Annotated in this window: 22 protein-coding genes and 2 pseudogenes; 19 read left to right on the top strand and 5 right to left on the bottom strand. The window is 62.2% G+C overall.

Annotated elements, in window-relative coordinates; translation table 11 throughout:
* Nucleotides 1–15 precede the first annotated feature (15 nt).
* Both sucC and IL54_RS11320 read right to left on the bottom strand, forming a co-directional pair.
* Complete coding sequence (sucC, locus tag IL54_RS11325; RefSeq protein WP_037475698.1) at nt 16–1,215, bottom strand: ADP-forming succinate--CoA ligase subunit beta; 1,200 nt, start codon at nt 1,213–1,215, stop codon at nt 16–18.
* Nucleotides 1,216–1,360: 145 nt separating this feature from the next.
* The gene (locus tag IL54_RS11320) at nt 1,361–1,681 is read right to left on the bottom strand and encodes a hypothetical protein (protein ID WP_037478442.1); all 321 of its coding nucleotides are present in this window, start codon (nt 1,679–1,681) and stop codon (nt 1,361–1,363) included.
* A gap of 68 nt (nt 1,682–1,749) precedes the next feature.
* Between IL54_RS11320 and IL54_RS11315 the strand changes: the two genes are divergently transcribed.
* Nucleotides 1,750–2,148 carry a low affinity iron permease family protein gene (locus IL54_RS11315; protein ID WP_037475696.1) on the top strand — a complete coding sequence of 133 codons (399 nt, stop codon included), beginning with the start codon at nt 1,750–1,752 and terminating at the stop codon, nt 2,146–2,148.
* A gap of 3 nt (nt 2,149–2,151) precedes the next feature.
* Here the strand turns inward: IL54_RS11315 and IL54_RS11310 are convergent, their stop codons facing one another.
* The gene (locus IL54_RS11310; protein ID WP_037475694.1) at nt 2,152–2,331 is read right to left on the bottom strand and encodes a hypothetical protein; all 180 of its coding nucleotides are present in this window, start codon (nt 2,329–2,331) and stop codon (nt 2,152–2,154) included.
* Between the two features lie 310 nt (nt 2,332–2,641).
* Between IL54_RS11310 and IL54_RS11305 the strand changes: the two are divergent.
* The 5 genes and pseudogenes from IL54_RS11305 to IL54_RS11290 all read left to right on the top strand — a co-directional run.
* Nucleotides 2,642–3,265, top strand: a pseudogene (locus IL54_RS11305) (glycosyltransferase); the annotation flags it as partial.
* A 217-nt stretch (nt 3,266–3,482) separates the two neighbouring features.
* Nucleotides 3,483–5,474 carry an AAA family ATPase gene (locus IL54_RS11300; protein ID WP_037475691.1) on the top strand — a complete coding sequence of 664 codons (1,992 nt, stop codon included), beginning with the start codon at nt 3,483–3,485 and terminating at the stop codon, nt 5,472–5,474.
* Nucleotides 5,471–5,620: a hypothetical protein gene (locus tag IL54_RS24155; RefSeq protein WP_156106194.1), complete on the top strand. Its 150-nt coding sequence runs from the start codon at nt 5,471–5,473 to the stop codon at nt 5,618–5,620. The genes IL54_RS11300 and IL54_RS24155 overlap by 4 nt, the downstream gene beginning before the upstream one ends.
* Nucleotides 5,620–6,012 carry an HNH endonuclease gene (locus IL54_RS25910; RefSeq protein WP_076605503.1) on the top strand — a complete coding sequence of 131 codons (393 nt, stop codon included), beginning with the start codon at nt 5,620–5,622 and terminating at the stop codon, nt 6,010–6,012. Before IL54_RS24155 ends, IL54_RS25910 begins: the two co-directional genes overlap by 1 nt.
* A complete protein-coding gene (locus IL54_RS11290; protein WP_037475689.1) occupies nt 6,005–7,594 on the top strand; it encodes a terminase large subunit in 1,590 nt (529 codons plus the stop codon). The genes IL54_RS25910 and IL54_RS11290 overlap by 8 nt, the downstream gene beginning before the upstream one ends.
* A 220-nt stretch (nt 7,595–7,814) precedes the next feature.
* Here the strand turns inward: IL54_RS11290 and IL54_RS25415 are convergent, their stop codons facing one another.
* On the bottom strand, nt 7,815–7,937 hold the full coding sequence (locus IL54_RS25415; protein ID WP_237748946.1) for a ribbon-helix-helix protein, CopG family: 123 nt from the start codon (nt 7,935–7,937) through the stop codon (nt 7,815–7,817).
* Between the two features lie 143 nt (nt 7,938–8,080).
* Here IL54_RS25415 and IL54_RS11285 point away from each other — a divergent pair, with 143 nt between their 5' ends.
* The 13 genes and pseudogenes from IL54_RS11285 (at nt 8,081) to IL54_RS11225 (ending at nt 17,886) form a co-directional block, all read left to right on the top strand.
* Nucleotides 8,081–8,602 carry a hypothetical protein gene (locus IL54_RS11285; RefSeq protein WP_156106193.1) on the top strand — a complete coding sequence of 174 codons (522 nt, stop codon included), beginning with the start codon at nt 8,081–8,083 and terminating at the stop codon, nt 8,600–8,602.
* Nucleotides 8,603–8,703: 101 nt separating this feature from the next.
* Nucleotides 8,704–9,270: a hypothetical protein gene (locus tag IL54_RS11280; protein ID WP_156106192.1), complete on the top strand. Its 567-nt coding sequence runs from the start codon at nt 8,704–8,706 to the stop codon at nt 9,268–9,270.
* Between the two features lie 232 nt (nt 9,271–9,502).
* Nucleotides 9,503–10,723, top strand: a complete 1,221-nt coding sequence (locus IL54_RS11270) for a phage major capsid protein (protein WP_037475679.1) — start codon at nt 9,503–9,505, stop codon at nt 10,721–10,723.
* Between the two features lies 1 nt (nt 10,724).
* On the top strand, nt 10,725–11,270 hold the full coding sequence (locus IL54_RS11265) for an HK97 family phage prohead protease (protein ID WP_037475676.1): 546 nt from the start codon (nt 10,725–10,727) through the stop codon (nt 11,268–11,270).
* Complete coding sequence (locus IL54_RS11260) at nt 11,257–12,444, top strand: phage portal protein (RefSeq protein WP_037475674.1); 1,188 nt, start codon at nt 11,257–11,259, stop codon at nt 12,442–12,444. Before IL54_RS11265 ends, IL54_RS11260 begins: the two co-directional genes overlap by 14 nt.
* Complete coding sequence (locus tag IL54_RS11255) at nt 12,437–12,706, top strand: head-tail connector protein (RefSeq protein ID WP_081912891.1); 270 nt, start codon at nt 12,437–12,439, stop codon at nt 12,704–12,706. Before IL54_RS11260 ends, IL54_RS11255 begins: the two co-directional genes overlap by 8 nt.
* The gene (locus tag IL54_RS11250) at nt 12,703–13,014 is read left to right on the top strand and encodes a phage head closure protein (RefSeq protein ID WP_037475669.1); all 312 of its coding nucleotides are present in this window, start codon (nt 12,703–12,705) and stop codon (nt 13,012–13,014) included. Before IL54_RS11255 ends, IL54_RS11250 begins: the two co-directional genes overlap by 4 nt.
* Before the next feature lie 113 nt (nt 13,015–13,127).
* Nucleotides 13,128–13,259: a hypothetical protein gene (locus IL54_RS25710; RefSeq protein ID WP_272945509.1), complete on the top strand. Its 132-nt coding sequence runs from the start codon at nt 13,128–13,130 to the stop codon at nt 13,257–13,259.
* Nucleotides 13,252–14,313 (top strand): tyrosine-type recombinase/integrase, encoded by a 1,062-nt coding sequence (locus IL54_RS22275; protein ID WP_162182221.1) that lies wholly within the window; start codon nt 13,252–13,254, stop codon nt 14,311–14,313. The genes IL54_RS25710 and IL54_RS22275 overlap by 8 nt, the downstream gene beginning before the upstream one ends.
* 31 nt (nt 14,314–14,344) lie before the next feature.
* Nucleotides 14,345–15,121, top strand: a pseudogene (locus IL54_RS11240) (glycosyltransferase family 2 protein); the annotation flags it as partial.
* Nucleotides 15,122–15,558: 437 nt separating this feature from the next.
* Nucleotides 15,559–16,152: a hypothetical protein gene (locus IL54_RS25410; RefSeq protein WP_237748861.1), complete on the top strand. Its 594-nt coding sequence runs from the start codon at nt 15,559–15,561 to the stop codon at nt 16,150–16,152.
* Between the two features lie 58 nt (nt 16,153–16,210).
* On the top strand, nt 16,211–17,125 hold the full coding sequence (locus tag IL54_RS11230) for a sulfite exporter TauE/SafE family protein (protein ID WP_037475664.1): 915 nt from the start codon (nt 16,211–16,213) through the stop codon (nt 17,123–17,125).
* Nucleotides 17,125–17,886: a TIGR02186 family protein gene (locus IL54_RS11225; protein ID WP_037475662.1), complete on the top strand. Its 762-nt coding sequence runs from the start codon at nt 17,125–17,127 to the stop codon at nt 17,884–17,886. The genes IL54_RS11230 and IL54_RS11225 overlap by 1 nt, the downstream gene beginning before the upstream one ends.
* Here IL54_RS11225 and IL54_RS11220 read toward each other — a convergent pair.
* Nucleotides 17,883–18,309, bottom strand: a 427-nt coding sequence (locus tag IL54_RS11220) for a sulfotransferase family protein (protein ID WP_162182245.1), incomplete at its 5' end; no start/stop codon positions are given. The genes IL54_RS11225 and IL54_RS11220 overlap by 4 nt on opposite strands.

Raw genomic sequence — 18,309 nt, 5'->3', positions numbered from 1 at the left:
AGGTTGAAAGCGGCCTCAGGCTGCCTTCCTCACTTCCGCCACGATCTTGCGTGCCGCATCGCCCAGGTCGTCCGCGGGGACGATGGCCAGGCCCGAAGCCGCGAGAATATCCTTGCCCTGCTGGACATTGGTGCCTTCCAGGCGAACCACCAGCGGAACCGACAGGTTCACTTCCTTGGCCGCTGCAACGATACCATCGGCGATGATGTCGCACTTCATGATGCCGCCGAAGATGTTGACCAGGATGCCCTTCACGGCCGGATCCTGCAGGATGATCTTGAACGCCGCCGTCACCTTCTCGGTCGTGGCGCCGCCGCCAACGTCCAGGAAGTTGGCCGGGAATTCGCCATTCAGCTTGATGATGTCCATCGTCGCCATGGCGAGGCCAGCGCCGTTGACCATGCAGCCGATATTGCCGTCCAGCTTGATGTAAGCGAGGTCATATTTGGAGGCTTCGACTTCGGCGGCATCTTCCTCGGTCAGGTCGCGCAGTTCGGCGATATCCTTGTGACGGAACATGGCGTTGCCGTCGAAGCCGACCTTGGCGTCGAGTACCAGCAAATTGCCCTGCTTGGTCAGCGCCAGCGGATTGACTTCGATCTGCTCGGCATCGGTATCCAGGAACGCGGCGTAAAGCGACGAAGCAACCTTCGATGCCTGCTTGGCGAGGTCACCGGTCAGGCCCAGCGCCGCGGCGATCGAACGGCCGTGATGCGGCATGAAGCCGGTGGCGGGATCGACCGAGAAGCTGTGGATCTTTTCAGGCGTCGAATGGGCGACTTCCTCAATGTCCATGCCGCCTTCGGTCGACACGACAAACGCGACTTCGCTGCTGCCACGATCGACCAGCAGGGCGAGGTAGAATTCCTTGTCGATGTCCGCGCCGTCGGTGATGTAAAGACGGTTGACCTGCTTGCCGGCATCACCGGTCTGGATCGTCACCAGCGTATTGCCCAGCATGTCGGTCGAGTGGGCCTTGACCTCGTCCAGGTTGAAGGCCAGGCGCACGCCGCCCTTGGCTTCTGCGCTAAGTTCCTTGAACTTGCCCTTGCCACGGCCACCAGCATGGATCTGCGACTTCACGACATAGAGTGGCCCAGGCAGCTTCTTGGCGGCTTCGACGGCCTCTTCGACCGAGAAAGCGGGGTAGCCAGCCGCGATCGGCGCGCCATATTTCGCGAGCAATTCCTTGGCTTGATATTCATGAATATTCATGGGGCTTGCCGTCCTTTTCCGTCGAACCGTGGTGCGACGGATAAAGCACAGGCCTGTTTTGATGGCCAGAGTGATTTCGCAAAACGACTTTGCAAAATTGCAAAACCTTTGCGAAGCCCTCGGCCAAAATATTGCGAAATCGGCGTTAAAAAGTGCAGCCCACAGCCGCCTTGCTCGTCACCAAAAATATCTCCGCATCGCCGAGCGCGCGCACCTTATGCAGCCATTGATCGACGCCAAGCGTCCCGATGTGCGACTTGCGGACCGACGCCAGCGATTGCAGTCGGCGCAACTGTGTGAGGCTGAGCCTGTCAGTCATCTTTTCGGCCATACATCCCGCCAGCTTGGGCGCCAAACCGGCTTCGACCAATCCGGCGCGCAGCCGTGATTCGGGCGAAAGGCTGGCGCAGGCGGGCAGCAGAAGGCACAGCGCGACGGTCAAGGGGCGAAAGAGGATGGCGGTCATCCGCCCCTGATGGCAACAGGCGATGACCGGCGCAATGGTCATCGCGCGCCATAAGGGAGCAGAGGCAAATGGACAGGATATTCACCCGGCTTTCCCATCGCGTCGCCGGCTGGACCGGCCAGCCGCTGGCCTTCATCCTGGCCAGTGCCACAATCCTGATTTGGCTGACGACCGGCCCGCTTTTCGGCTATTCCGATACGTGGCAATTGGTCATCAATACCGGAACCACCATCATCACCTTCCTGATGGTATTCCTGATCCAGAATGCGCAAAATCGCGATGGGTCAGCGATACAGGCGAAGCTGGACGAACTGATCCGCGCTGTCGACAACGCCCGCAACGATTTCATCGGCATCGAACATCTGACCGAAACCGAACTTCACCGTATCAAGGCGGTTCTGGAACAGGAGTGCCGGGACGATGAAGACTATCATCTCGTGATCGAGCGGCTGCTCAAACGACGATAAGCCTCAATGCGCCCGGCCGGTCATGCTTTCATTGCGCCGTCGATAGGCATCCACCTGGTCGATATAACCGCGCGCCAGATTTTCATAAGCGATACGTGCCTGACGCGACGGGCAGCTTTGCGCCCGGATCAGGGACATTTGCTGCCGATGCAGCAAATAATTGATATCCGTCTCCCTAGTCATGTCGCCGTCCTCTCTTTGCATGAGACTGGTCGATTGGCTGCTCTGGCAAGGAATAGGCAGAAGCAGCGACTCAGCTTATATCACGGTCGGCGATCATCGCGAAGTAAGCGGTAGAGTATCGACACGCCATTCGACGCAATTGACAGGCGACCTGGCCCATTCAACCATCGGCCAAACAGGCGCGATCGCGAGGCAGCCATGATGGTTAGGGATAACGTCCCGGATACGCACAGTAAAAAGGGTTGGCATCCCCCTGCGCCAATGGCATCCTGCATCACGCTTGCAGGGGAAGGGCGGGAAATTGGGGGACATGGCGGTCGCTTTCCTTGCGACCCTGCATCATGAAATCCTGCTATTCGCCGTCGTCGGCCTCGCCATAGGCGGGATTGACGACTTGCTCATCGACATCTTGTTCCTGTCACGCCGGATGTGGCGCGATCTTGTCATCTACGCCCGCTATCCCCGCATGACGACGGCTACACTGCCTGCTTCGGCAAGTCCGGGCAGGATCGCCATCTTCATCCCGGCGTGGAAGGAAGTCGAGGTGATCGGTCCGATGCTGACCCATGCGCTCGGTTGCTGGGGCGATGCCGACTATCGCATCTTCGTCGGCACCTATCCCAATGATCCCGATACGATCGACGCCATCGCCGCTGTGGCCGAGGGCGACCCGCGCGTGGTGGTCGGCGTCAATCCGCTGCCCGGCCCCAGCACAAAGGCGGACTGCCTCAACGTGCTGTGGCGCGCGATGCTGGCCGACGAAGCGCAGTTAGGACGCCGCTATAAGGCGGTCGTTCTCCATGACGCAGAAGATGTCGTCCACCCCGACGAAATTCGCCTGTTCGATTTCATGATCGATCGGTTTCAGCTGGTCCAGTTGCCCGTCCTGCCCTTGTCCGGCGAGGGTTCCTGGTTCTCTCGTGCCATCGCCAATCAAAATGGCGAAACCCAGCAGTTGCGGCGTTTCAGAGCGATGGGCGGGGAAAACCGGCCCTATTCATATCAAAAGCTTGCGGCTTAAGGGAAAACCAATCCGATCCCCCCAGGCATAAAAATGCCCCCGCATCGGCGGCAACCGATACGAGGGCGGGAACCAAGAGCTACGGGGCAAATGGCGAGCGCAACCCTACCAGCCATGGGAGGGCTTCGCAATGAGCGAGCTGGGCAAGATCGCTGCGGCCATGGGTGGCGAAGTCACCGGCAACCGCGCCATATTCCCGACGCCCGGCCATAGCGCGAAGGACCGGGGAAGCTGGGCAAGTATCGTTCCCGGCGCACCGGACGGCGTGCTTATCCATTCGCAGAACGGCGGCGACCCGCTGGCCATCAAGGACGAGTTGCGCGCCAAGGGCGTGCTTCCCCGATTCGAGCCGCAGGGCGATAGCTGGCGCGTCACCGGCACCTATGACTATGCCGATGCAGACGGCACGATCCTCTATCGCACCGTGCGCAAAGAAAAGGCTGGCGAGCGCAAGCGTTTCGTTGCTGAGCGGGTGCAGGGGCGCGGCTGGGCAAATGGCCTGGGCGATATGGACCGGGTGCTATACCGCCTGCCCGACATTGCAGCCGATCCCGCGAAGCCTGTCTATCTTGTCGAGGGCGAGCGTAAAGCCGACAAGCTGGCGTCGTGGGGCTTCACGGCAACGGCGGTAGCGTTCGGCGCGAAGGGATGGCGCAAGGGCTATACCGACGCGCTGGCGGGCCGCACGGTCATCATCCTGCCCGACAATGACGAACCTGGCCGCGACTTCGCGGAACGGGCACGGCGGGACATAGTGGCGGCTGGCGGGAGGCCGATAGTGCTGGACCTGCCCGGCCTCCCGCCCAAGGGCGATATTATCGACTGGACAGGCACGGCGGACGATCTGCGTGCGCTGGTGCAGGCTGCGATGAACAAGCCTGTCGAGACGTTCGAGCTGGCCGATCTGTCGCTTTGGGCTAACACGGCCCCGACGCCAAAGGCGTTCGTCATGGCCCCTTTCATCCCGCGCGAGGACGTGGTGATCGTCACGGGCGACGGCGGCACGAACAAGTCCACGGCGGCGCTGCAAATAAGTGCGTGCGCGGCGGCAGGACGGCAATTCCTTGGAATGGACGTCGCACCCGGTCCCGCGCTCTACATCACGGCAGAGGACGATAACCGCGAAAATCATTGGCGGCTCGCCAAGATCGCGGAAGCGATTGGCACGACGGTCCACAATCTCGCCGGACGGCTGCACATCGTCAGTCTGCGCGGGCGAATGAATAACGAGCTGGCGACGTTCGACCATGATGGCACGCTGCGCTCGGCACCAGCCTATGCGCTGTTGCGGGCAACGATCGAACAGACCAGCGCAAAGCTGGTGACACTCGACAACGTGGCGCACCTGTTCGCGGGCAATGAAAATGATCGCGGCCAAGTCACGGCCTTTATCAACCTGCTATATCAATTGTGCGGCGACTTGGGCGTGACGATCCTGCTGATCGCGCACCGCAATAAGAGCGGAGACAGTTATTCGGGATCGACGGCTTGGCTAAATGCTGTTCGCTCGCAAGTGCTACTGGAGCGTTCAGACGATGCCGATGCAGACGTGCGGCGCATGTCTTTGGGCAAGGCAAACTATGCACGCGCGGGGGAGGAAATCAGCTTCCGTTGGCACGACTTCGCACTTGTGCGCGAACGCGACTTGCCCGCTGACACTGGACGGGAGATCGCTGCAATCGCCAGAGCCAATGCCGACAACGCGATTTTCCTCGCGTGCCTGGACGCGCGCAACAGGCAGGAACGCGCCGTTTCAGAAAGCAAGGCTAGCCGGACTTATGCGCCAAAAGAGTTCGCTGATATGGCGGAAAGCAAAGGCATCGGGCGTGCTCGTCTGGAGGGTGCGATGGACCGGCTCTATCGAATTGCGGCGATCGAGCGTGGCGTGGTCGGGCGTTATCGTGGCGAAGGAAAGGACATTATCGGGCTTCGCCGGACTTCCGATGACCTCTCCGATGACGTGCCGATGGCACCGTCCGATGACGTGCCGATGACCTCCCGACGACCCCCGAAAGCACACACCCCATATATAAATATATCCGGCGCGGCCCATGGGTCCGCCGCGCCAGACCATGATGATGAAGAAATCGACTGGGGCACGGACGAAGGGGCGGACCAATGACCGCACCCGCTTTCACGGCACGCCAGCTTGCGCGGGAAATCGGCAGGCTCTCCCCCGACTGGCGCAACCCCGAACGCTACTTTGAGAACCGGCACGAGATCGAGCGCGCATTGCAGCGCCTTGCCCGACAATTGGAGAAACAGTGATGGCAGCATGGCCCTACAACACGACGACATGGCGCGACCTGCGGCTGGCACACCTGTCGCGCTTCCCGACCTGTGAGGGGTGCGAGGCTATGGGCAGGCTCACCCGTGCCAACACCGTGGATCATCGTGTGCCTATCAGCGACGGCGGACCTGCCTTCCCTGGACATGATGGCTTGGCCTCTTACTGCGGCCCCTGCCACGGCGCAAAGACGGCGCGGGGCACTGAGGCAGGCGCGATCAAGAGCAACCGACCACGCAAGGGCTGCGATGTGAACGGGTGGCCGCTCGACCCCGATCATCCTTGGCGTGGAAAATCGCTCAGGGCTGATGCCAAGGGACCGACGCCCAACACACAGACTCAATTAGTTTCAAAGGACAACCGAAATGGGTAAGCGCGGCCCCGGTGCGGGCAGGCTCAAAGCGGCGGCTGCGGCGGCACCCGCCATCGTGTCGCATCCTTGGGAACAGGACGGGATGCCGCAGGCCGAACAGGTGCTGGCGTTCCTACGAACCCTGCCGATCGTGTCGGGCTTGATGGCGGGCGAAACGATGGAGTTGCTCGACTTTCAGGAACAGTTCGTGCGCGGCATCTATGGCGACGTTGACGACCTGGGCAAGCGCCGGGTGCGGCTGGCGGCGCTGAGCGTGGCGCGCGGCAACGGCAAATCCGCGATCCTTGCGGGCCTGTCGCTGGCGCACCTGCTAGGGCCGATGCAGGAACCCTATGGCGAGTGCTATGCCGCCGCGCTGGACCGCGAACAGGCCAGCGTCCTTTTCCGCATGTGCCGGGCCTATATCGAGGCGGTGCCATGGATGGCGGCGCGGGTGAATATCAAGGATTGGCACAAGGAGATCATTGACGAGGAATCGCAATCCATCTGGCGCGCGCTTACGTCCGACGCCCGCAAGGCGCATGGCCTGGCCCCGTCATTCTGGATTGCCGACGAGGTGGCCCAATGGCGCTCCCGCGAGCTTTGGGACAATCTGGCGACCGGCATGGGCAAGCGGGCATCGGCGTTGGGCGTGACGATCAGCACGCAGGCAGCGGACGATCTGCATTTCTTTTCGGAGATGCTGGACGCGGAGCCGAACCCGACGACCTATGTGCAGCTTCACAGTGCCCCGGATGATTGCGCGCTGGACGATCGTGCGGCGTGGATGGCGGCGAACCCGGCGCTGGGCGCTTTCCTCAACGAAGAACAATTTGCGGACGCAGCGGCGCGGGCGATGCGCTCGCCATCCTTCGCGCCATCGTTCCGGCTGCTCAACCTCAACCAAAGAATTGCCGCAGAGGGCCGTTTCATCGAACAGGCGGATTGGGATGCCAATGGCGAACCGTTCGACCCGATCGAGTTGGAGGGGCAGGCCTGCTATGGCGGACTCGACCTATCCAGCACGCGCGATCTGTGCGCCTTCTCGCTATGGTTCCCTGATCATGGCAAGCTGCTCACCTGGCATTGGGTGCCGCATGACACGATAGGCGAACGGGTGGAGCGCGACCGGGTGCCCTATGACCGCTGGGCCGATGATGGTTTCATGGAGCGCACCGTAGGCCGGGCGACCGATCGGGTGGCGATCGCGCGGCGGCTGGCGGACGTGCGGCAAGCCTATGACGTGAAGGGCATTGCCTTCGATCGCTGGCGCTTTGAGGACTTGGGCAAGCTGCTATCCGACGAAGGGATAGACCTGCCCATGGTCGAGTTCGTGCCGGGCTTCAAAAGCTATGCCCCGGCTGTCGATGCGTTCGAGCGCGCCGTGCTGGCGGGCCGGATGCAGCACAATGGCAACCCGCTGATGCGCTGGCAGGCGGGGAATGTCATCGTGGAGACGGACCCGGCTGGAAATCGCAAGCCGACGAAATCCAAGAGCCTGGATAGGATCGACGGAATCGTGACCGCCATCATGGCGTGCGGGCTGGCGGACAGGGACGAAGGGCCGCAGGTGTATCGGGGCAGCGGCCCTATGTGGGTTTAGCTGATGAGGGCTGAGGTGCTATGCGGCTTGGTATGGCCTGGAATAAGGACACGGACCGATACCTTGTTGTCCGGGGCAACATAATACTCGACCTTGGTTATTGCATCGCTGCGGCCATTTTGCCTGATATGTTCACCTACGCGCGGAACCGCTGGAAAATCTAAGTCATCCCATTCGGTCCCGCCATCAAAGGATGATCCAAGAAATACTGTCACTATAGTCATAAAAGTTTCTCCCGGAGTATAACGCGGATTGCCTCTGGACGCGACAACTGTGTCTCCCGTTGGGCAATCCAAGCGTCAAGCGCAGCAAGTTGGTCAGGCTGGAGGCGAACGCCGACCATAGTGCCCGGCGCATCTGCCCGTTGCGTTTTCGTGTAAACTCGAATTGACTTGGCCATGACATTAGCGTTAACACGAAAACGAGCCAAGCGGAAGCTACCAACGACCGCCCGGCTCTAACCGCAACCGTTCTGGAGGAACGACCATGGCTACCCACGCCCCTATCACGGGCGCACCGTCGCGCGCACCCGTAATTCGTCACCCCGCCGCCCTACCGCCCATGCCTGCCGTGCAGCGCATCCTATTGCGCTATGCGCGCCACGATCGCGAAACGCTGGAGGCGTTCCTTTCGGTCGCCATTGACCTGCTCGACATGGTGGACGGCGACATTGACCGCGAAGATGCTACCGATCTGGAGGACGACTTTGCGTTGTCTGCCATGGCAAACGACTATGCCGGAAGCGGCCCCGGATGCGCGATCAGCGATCAGGACGCGGGTGCCTATGTCGAATGGCACACCATGCGCGGAAGCCAAAAGCGCGGGCCGAATATTCTTGCCGGGCAAGAGGACGATGAGGACGACGACGCGGCAGAACAGGATGACCCCGAAGGCCAGTGCGACGAGGATGGCGTGAATACCGCCTTCGACTATGTGCGCTTCACCTACGGGGCCAGCGGGCCGGGCTGTATGCTTAGCGACCCCGGCGGCGAGGTGCTGGCGCATTGACCCCTGCCCCCGCATTAGAGCGGGGGCAACATTCTTAAAGCGTGGTGGTTGACACGGTTATAAAAAGCGTGGTAGTTCTCACGAATGCAGTGGAGAACGTCATGAGCTGGACCTGTCACCGGATTGATCGCGAGTTTACGCCGATCGAGGCTGAGCGGATCACTGGCGTCTCAACTGCTTTGCAGCGGGATTGGCGGCGGCGCAAAATTATCGCTTCCAAGGAGGACGGCAAATGGACTCGGTGGGAGTTGGACGACTTGGTTCGACTTAGCGTCATGAAGCTCTTTTCCGAAGCGGGGATGGACGTTTCAAAGACGGGCACCGTCGCGTCGATGGCGATGATGCCAACCTATGCAGCGTTTGCTCAATTCAATACCGCGCATGAGTTCGCCGGAGATCAAATCTCTGACGCAGAAAAGGAGCGCATCCTAGCCACTTTTGCACCCCGGACATCCCACCCATCGCATACCTTTGGCCGTTATCTCGCCAGCTTTGGCAAAGACGAAATGCAGGTTTGCCGTGTCGCTAGCCTGGATCAGCTAGCCGAGTTTATGATCGAGCAAAAACAGGCTGTTTTCGCCGTTGTCGATTGTCACCAGGTGGCAGCTCAGATTGTCGAAAGAGCTGGCGGACCAATTACCCGCTTCGAAATCGAGACACAGGAATGAAGAGATCGCCGCTCCCCACGGTGTCCGCTGGCGCGTCTGCCGTTGCGGAAGCGCTGCAGCGCATGGGGACGTTTAATTTCGCTGTCCTACACGCACAGAGAACAGGTAGAGAACGGGCACGCGAACAATCGAGCTTGCGGGCGTTGCCCGCTCACGATGCCATCGTCGCGAGACAGAAGGCAATCACCGTGCGGGAGGCTTCGGCCTCCCGCCAGCATGAAAGTATAATGCCATGAAAACGAGTGACTTGATCGAACAGCGGGCGGCGATCGTCGCTCGCATGAACGCTGCCCACACGGCGGACGACAATAGCGGCTTTGAGGCTGCGGAGAACGAATTGCGCGCGCTCGAAAGCAAACTGGAACGCCAGCGCAAGATCGACGCAGCCGACCGCGCCGAACCGGGCAAACCCCTCACGGGCACGACCGACGAACATCTGGACCGCGAGTTGCGCAACTTCTCGCTCACCCGGATCATCGCCCACAAGGCGGGCCTTGGCGTGGACGCTGGCCGCGAAATCGAATTGCAGGCAGAGCTTGCCAAGCGTGCGGGCAAACCGGCGCAGGGCTTCTATGTCCCGACCGAGATTTTCGAGACGCGCGCCGTGCAGACGACCAGCAACAGCGGTGCGATCCTGCCGACCGACTTCCGGCCTGACCTGTTCGTCAACGCCCTGACCGCTTCCGCGGTCATCACGACGCTGGGCGCAACCGTCCTGACCGGCCTGACCGGCAATGTCGAAATTCCCCGCGAAACCGGATCGCCTGCCGTTGGCTGGGTCGCGGAAAATTCCGCGCTGGGCACCGGCAACGCGACGTTCGATAGCCTGACCCTCTCCCCGCACCATGTCGGCGCTATCAGCGAGATCAGCCGCAACATGGTCATGCAGGCCAGCCCGAACGTGGAACAGCTCCTGCGCAACATGCTGGCCCGCAACATCGCCCTGGAAATCGACCGGGCCGCAATCAATGGCAGCGGGACCGGCGCAGAACCGCGCGGCATCCTCAATGACCCCGGCGTGCCGACGCTGGCGTTCGATACCGACTTGTTCACGACGACCGCGAACATGATCGGCGCTGCGGACCTGGCCAACGTATCGACTGCACGCGGCTTCCTTGCCACCAACGGCGTGAAGTCGGACGCGATGAAAACCCGCGATGCAGACGGCAACCCGATCGCGGTAGGCGTCACCTTCCATGGCGAGCCGGTGCAGTTCAGCAATCAGGCACCGTCCAACCTTGGCGTGGCCGACGACGAACACACACTGATCTATGGCGATTGGCGGGACTTCCTTGTCGGCGTCTGGAGCCAACTCGACATTCTGGTGAACCCCTATGCGGAGGGCGCTTATAGCAAGGGCAACCTGCTCATTCGCGCCATGGCCACGGTTGACTTCGGCATCCGTCGCCCCGCGTCCTTCATCGCCGCGACCGGCATCACGGTGGGCGCATAATATGGGCGGGGCGGCACCCCTTGAACGGCGCGCGGTGACAGAGCTGCGCGCCGCTGGGCGTCGGCTGGAAGGCTATGCCGCCCTGTTCGGCAGCGAGGCGCGTATCGGCTCTTTCGTGGAGACGATCGCGCCTGGCGCTTTCCGTTCGGCGTTGGCTGGCGACGTGCTGGCGCTGCTCGACCATAACGAGGGGCAAGTGCTGGGGCGCACCCGTTCCGGCACCCTGCGGCTGACTGAGGATAGCCGGGGGTTGGCCTTTTCGCTCGACCTGCCCGACACGGCGGCAGGGCGCGACGTGCTGGCGCTGGCGCAGCGCGACGACTTGGGCGGCATGTCCTTCGGCTTCAAGGTGCCGCGCGGTGGCGACGACTGGCACGGCGAAAAGCGGACGCTGCGGACGATCGACCTAAGAGAGATCAGCGTGGTTTCGTCCTGGCCTGCCTATCCCGACACTGAGATCGCTTTGCGGAGCCGTGCCGGTATCACGATGCACGACCGCCGCCGCCGCGCCCTCATATTGGCGGAGGTGTCCCGTGCCATTGGCTGATCGCATCCTTTCCCGCTTCGGCTTTGAACGTCGCAATGACGCGGCGGACCCGTCATGGGCGGCTCTTGCCCCCGGCGTCGGCTATATGGCTGGCGTGTCGGCGCGCTGCGCTGAAAATCTTAGCACGGTGCTGGCCTGCACCAATGCCATCGCTACGGCGCTCGCCTATGTCCCTGCGCTGGTTTACCGCGTCGATGCAGACGGCAACCGGGTCGAGGCGCTTACGCATCCCCTTCGCAAGATCGTGCGCGGCGGCGTCAATCCCGGCATGATCTGGCCCGACTGGCTGGAACACTGGATTGCATCGGCCCTGCTCACTGGCAACGGCCTGAGCGAGATCGTGTGCGGCGGCAACGGGCAGCTTGCGGGCTTTCGCTATATCCCTTGGGGCATGGTGACGGTGGCGGAGTTGTCTAGCGGACGCCTGGCCTATGACGTGGGCGATGGCAGGGGCCGCACCCGGCGCTTGCTGGAGGGCGAAGTGCTGCACCTGCGCGACCGCACCGATGACGGCCTTATCGGACGCTCGCGCCTTTCAAGGGCGGCTGAGACGGTCGCGGGCGTGCAGGCGGCGAACAGCCATGCCAACGCCTTCCTGGGCAATGCGGCAACCCCTAGCGGCGTGATCGAAAGCGCGGCGGCTTTGACGCCAGTGCAGCGCACCGATCTACGCACGGCCTTTGCCTCTCGCCATCAAGGCGCAGCGAACGCAGGCAGCACGCTGATTCTGGACGGCGGGCTGACATGGAAGGCGGCGCAAATCTCGCCAGAGGATGCCGAGCTGCTGGAAACCCGGAAATTCGGCGTGGAAGAAATCTGTCGGCTGTTTCAGGTGCCGCCGCCGATCGTGCAGGACTATTCGCACAACACCTTCACGAACAGCGAGACGGCGGGCCGCTGGTTTGCGACATTCTGCCTGGCACCGTGGGCGCGCAAGATCGAGGCGGAATTTGCCCGCTCAGTCTTTCCGACGAACAGCCCTTATGAGTTGGAGTTGGATCTGTCCGGCTTCCTTCGCGGCGATCCTGAAACCCGCTGGGCAGCACACAAGATCGCGCTGGACGCTGGCGTTCTCGACCCCGACGAAGTGCGCCAAATTGAAGGCTGGAATCGCCGAAAGGCCAGCGAGGGCGAACCGGCCCCTGTAAATCAGGGAGAACCGGATAATGGCTAATATTGTCACCATGGAAGAAGCGAAAGCCTTTTGCCGCGTCCTTAGCACGGACGAGGACGTGATCTTTGAAACCCTGATCGCAGCCGCAACCGATGCCGTCGCGGAATATGCTGACGCTTGGGATGGCGAGGGCGAAGCCCCGGCAAGACTGCGGCTGGCCGTGCTGGCCCGCGTGGCGGCCTACTTCGACAGCCGCGAAATGGTGCCGGAGGCGAAGGGCGAGCGCATGTTGATCCAGCCTTTGCGGGTGCTGGACCTATGAAGGCGGGGCCACTCGACCGCACAGTGACAATCCAGCGCGTGACGCTGGTTGATGACGGCTATGGCTCTGTCGAAACTTGGGCGGATTGGGCGACCGTGCCCGCTCAGGTGGTGCAGCAGGGCGGGCGCGAGTTCTTCGCGGCGGCAGCGGTGCAGGCCGAACAGCGGGTGCTATTCCGGCTGCGCTGGCTCGACGGCGTGACGGTGCTGGACCGGGTTTCCTATTCCGGCCGGGCGCACAACATCATCGACGTGAAAGAGCTTGGGCGGCGCGAAGGCACCGAGTTGATGACGGTGGCGGCTGGCTGATGGCATCACGCGGTCAACCCCGATGGCAGAGAGTCCAACGCGCACAAGGCGCGGCGGACTATGCTGGCTATCGCTCAGAGCGCGATTTTCTGGCGGCTGTGCAATGTGGCGATATGCCGCCGCCCTTCTTTCATAGCGGCGCACCCGCTTGGGACATCGTGGACCTGGACGCCAGCATTGAGGCGATCAAGGCTGGCGCGCAGGCAAAGCGCAAATGGCAGGAAAGGGCACCCAACCGTGTCTAAGTCAATGTGGCCGGGTGTTCGCGTAAAAACAGCCAAGGGCAAACGCTATTGGTATTGGACGCGGGTAGAGCCGGGTGCGCCATGGGTGCGCCTTCCCTCCCCCTATGAGGATGCAGACGGCTTCATGCGCAAGTTGGCCCACTACCAGCGCACCGCAGCCCGCATCACGGAGAACAAGCGCGAAGGCGCGTTCGGGGCAATGGTAGCCCGCTATCGCCAGTCGGACGCCTACAAGCGTCTGGCGGAGAATACCCGGCTTTCCTACGACCGCTATCTGGACCGATTGCTAGTCGCTTATTCTGACGCGCCATTGTTTGAAATGACCCCGGAGGACATTCAAGAGCGCGTCATGGATGCGAACGCCGACACACCGGGCGCTGCTGACATGATGTTGACGATCCTGCGCGTCCTCTACAAGTTTGCGGCCAAGCGGAAACGTGGCCTTGTGGACTGGACAGCGGGCATCGACGCATACGGCAATCGGACTGAGCGCCAGCCCTGGCCAGAGCATATCTTGAACGCGGCAAAAGGAAGCGATGACTCGTTGTTTCGCTTAGCGGTCCATCTTGCGCTCTACACCGGCCAGCGCCCCGGCGACGTTTGTGCGATGACATGGAATGCCATTCAGGGCGGCTATATTCGGGTGCGCCAGCAGAAAACCGGCACGCCTGTAGAGATCGCGATGCACCCCGACCTTGTGGCTGCGCTGGCGACGGCGAAGCGTTCCGATCGCCACCTATTTATTCTATCCAACAGGCAGGGCGCTGCGCTCACGTCCAAGGTTTTCTTGAAATGGTGCCAAGCCTTCACTCGCGAGAGGGGTGGCAACTTCACGCCTCACGGACTGCGGAAGAATGCAACGAACGAGTTGTTCGAGGCAGGATGCACGGCGGCGGAGGTTGCCGCGATCACCGGGCACAAATCCCTGTCGATGTTAGAACATTACGGCAAGGCGCGGAGCCAGCCAAAACTAGCCGCGCGGGCGATTGGCAAATGGACAGAGACAGAACAAGAACGGGAAAACCGCGCGGCTAATGGAAAACTGCCGAAATAAACAACTGAAATGCAAGGCAAAATCGTAATGAGCAATAACCAATCATTATTGCGATGAATTTGCCGAGAGCCATGGGAAATATCTGACCGTGCGCGAAGCGCTGGGCGCGTCAGTCCCGTCGGCGGGGGTCGCCTGCGCCTTCGAACGCGATGCGCTGGCTGCTTTGGCCGACAATCCTGCACATGGGCCGTTCGACCCTTCGTCTTTAACGGAAGATTATGAAGCAGGATTACGCATACGCGACGGCGGCGGCCATGGCGTCTTCGTGCGTATTCGCGATGCGAACGGCAATCTGGTCGCGACCCGCGAATATTTCCCCGACACGATGGAGGCGGCGATCAAGCAGAAGGCGCGCTGGATCGTCGGCATTTCACTGGCGGGGTGGGACCGCATGGGCTGGCGTGGCGGCACCGCGGAACTATGGATGCGTCTGCGGGATCGGCGGGCGGCGGTCGCGGCCCTGATACTGTGCGCGGCCTATACCGCCTTCTTGCTATGGCCGCTATTGTGGATCGTGGCCCAGTTCCAGCCAGCCTATCATCGCCCACCCTCGCCCGCCGTTGATGCACTCCTCCGGCTCAACTTCGTCCTGATGATGTGGCGGGCCCTGATGCGCGCTATGTTCGTCGGCCATGCCTATGGCTGGCGCTATGGATTGGGCGCGATCCCGCGCACCTTTCTCGCCAACCTCATTGCGATCATGGCGACCCAGCGCGCCATCTCGCTCTATGCCCGATCACTGCTCGGCAAGCCGCTATCCTGGGACAAGACGCACCATCATTTCCCCAATCTGACGGCTGATCCGTGACCCGCGCCAAAAGCGGTCAACCTCTGCGCTTCCTGGCGCTGCTGATGATCGCTTGGGTCGCTATACGCATTGCCGTCCAGTCCGGGTCGTCACCGCTCAACCCATTCCCGCTGGTTCGCGGCCTTCCTGCTACAGCGGCGATCGTGCGCCGACAATTCAGCGCGAAGCCGCCGACAAGAACGGCCGTCATACCGCGCACCGTCGCCATCAAACCAGCCGCTTTCAGGGATACCAGCATGCGGTTCCCAAGGAATGTGGTCTATGTTGCCCTTGATCCGACACCCCACAGTAGCGCATCACCCATAACCTCCAAGTCGGATGGTCCAGCCCAAGGCCCCTACGCCTTTCCCTTGCCTCTACCAATGCCCGCACCCGACCCTCCAAATCGGCCCGATCGCTGGCATGGCAGCAGTTGGATGCTCTGGCGCGGCGGTGGCATGTCGCAAACCGATCTTGCGAGGACTGGGCGTCTGGGCGGCTCGCAGGTCGGCGCGCGGCTGGATTATGTCCTTAACCCTGCCGCTCGTCACCGTGCCACGGCCTATGCTCGCGCCAGCAGCGCCTTGGACAGTCCCGCCGCCCCGGAGGCGGCCATCGGCATTGCGCTTCAACCCTTCACCTCCCTGCCCGTCAACGTCGCGGTCGAACGACGGATCGCCCTTGGCGTAGGTGCCCGCAATGCGATGGCGGTGATGGCCGTCGGCGGCTTTGGTCCAACGCCGGTCGCCCTGGGCATGGAGGCCCAAGCCTATGCCCAGACCGGCATCGTCGGCTTTCGCCAACGCGACGCCTTCATCGACGGCAAATTGTCGCTGCTCGCTCCCGTCCAAAACACGGCCCTGCGGGTCGGCGCGGCTATATCGGGTGGGGCGCAGCCCGGCGTGGAGCGGCTCGACATCGGCCCGGAGATACAGGTCCGGCTCCCGCTCCAACCCGTCGCCGCGCGGCTATCGATCGAATGGCGCGAACGGATTGGCGGAAGCGCTGCACCCGCGTCGGGCCTTGCCCTCACGCTCGGCGCGGATTTTTGACGGCGGAGCGCCACAACGGCTTTATATCTCCGTCCTTTAGTTCTACCCCTCAAAGGCCATGGATCTTTACCTGCCCATCGCCAATTTGTCGGTCAACGCCTTGGTCATCATCGGCCTCGGCGGGGTCGTAGGCCTGTTATCGGGCATGTTCGGCGTGGGCGGTGGTTTTCTGACGACGCCGTTGCTGATTTTCTACGGCATCCCCCCAACCGTCGCCGCCGCGTCCGCCGCCTCGCAGGTGACCGGTGCTTCGGTGTCCGGCGTGGTCACTCATATTGCGCGCGGCACCGTCGATTTCCGCATGGGTGGCGTCCTGATCGCGGGCGGCGTAGTGGGTGCGGGCCTTGGCGTGCTGATCTTCCGCCTGCTGCAATATCTGGGGCAGATCGATACGGTGATCGGGCTCCTTTACGTCCTGATGCTGGGTGGTATCGGCCTGTTGATGGCCAAGGAATCGATCCAGGCGCTGATCGCGCTCAAGACCGGCAAGCGCGCCCCGGCGCGCAAACGGCGGCATCATCCGCTGGTGGCAGCGCTGCCGATGCGCTGGCGCTTCTACGGGTCGGGCCTCTACATTTCGCCGCTTGCGCCGCTGTTGCTAGGCATGGCGACCGGCATATTGACCATGTTGCTGGGCGTCGGCGGTGGCTTCATCCTGGTGCCTGCGATGCTCTATCTACTCGGCATGACCACCCAGTCGGTCGTCGGCACGTCGCTGTTCCAGATTTTGTTCGTCACCATGGCCACCACGATGATGCACGCCATGACCACCAAGGCCGTCGATCTGGTGCTGGCTATGTTGCTCCTGATCGGCAGCGTGACCGGCGCGCAGGTCGGCACCCGGTTGTCGATGACGATGCGGCCGGAATATCTGCGTGTCTTGCTCGCCGCGATCGTGCTGCTGGTCGCGGCCCGCATGACGCTGGGGCTGGTGTGGCGCCCGGACGAGATTTTCACGATCGAGGTGCGCTGATGCGCAACCGCGCCTTAGCCCTGCTGCTGCCCGCTGCGCTGATGCTAAGCGGCGCGGACGAACCGCAACTGGTGCCTGACGTCTCCCAGCGCGAAGTCATCATCCAATATAGTTTCACCGGCGCAAACCTGCTGCTGTTCGGCGCGATCGTCTATCCCGGCGGCGTCCGCCCGGAAAAGCCCGCCGATATCGTCGTCGTGCTCAAAGGACCGGACCAGTCCATCCTGATGCGCGAAAAGCAGCAAATCGCGGGCATGTGGGTCAATGCCGATAGCGCCCGCTTCGAATCCGCCCCCACTTTCTACGCCATGGCGTCCTCTCGCCCGATCGACCAGATCGTCGATGAACGCACGGCGGCGATCTACGAACTGGGCGTCGACAAGCTGCAACTCTCGCCCTCCTCGCTCAACGACAGTGCCGAGATGGACCGGTTCCAGGCAGGATTGGTCGATTTGCGCGACCGTGCCGGCCTGTTCGTCGAACGCCCCGGCGCAGTCGAAATCAGCGACGGCGTGCTGTATCGCGCCCGCCTGCCCTTGTCGGCGCGGGTGATCGTCGGCGATTATACCGCCGAAACCTTCCTGGTGCAGGATGGCCGGGTCGTCGCCGCTGCCGTGCGCGACATCACGGTGCGCAAATCGGGGTTCGAACAGTTCATGGCGAGCGCCGCGGAAAACTGGTCCTTCCTCTACGGCCTGGTTGCGATCGCGCTGGCAGTCGGCATGGGCTGGGCCGCAGGCGCGATCGCCCGCCGCCTTTAATCGACCGATATTCCCTTCCCCGCCAGCCAGTCCCGCGCGGGAGCCAGCGCGGTTTCATGCCGCTTCCACCGCGCAACCGCATCGGCATTGAGCGGCTGGCGCACCTGCGCCGCGCTGGGCGTGGCGACCGCCGCCTCATTTTCGTGGAACGACAGGCAAGCCGCATCCCATTCCAGCCCAGCATGATCGAGCAGGCACCGGGTCTGCCCCTCCTGATCGGCTACCAAGGCTTCATAGGAGAGTTGTAGCACCCGACGGGGAAACAGCCTGTCCCACAATGCCATCAACCGGTCGAAGCGCGCATAATAGCGGGCAATATCCATCAGGTCATAGCTATAGGCATAATAGGCTGACTGGCTGGCGAACAGATTTTTGTAATTGCTCCATATCGTATCCATCGGATGCCGACGCAGGCAGATGATC

It is taken from the genome of Sphingobium sp. ba1 (assembly GCF_000743655.1).
Classification (GTDB): Bacteria; Pseudomonadota; Alphaproteobacteria; order Sphingomonadales; family Sphingomonadaceae; genus Sphingobium.
Note: the sequence above shows the minus strand (reverse complement) of the source record. Positions and strands in the feature narration are given on the sequence as shown.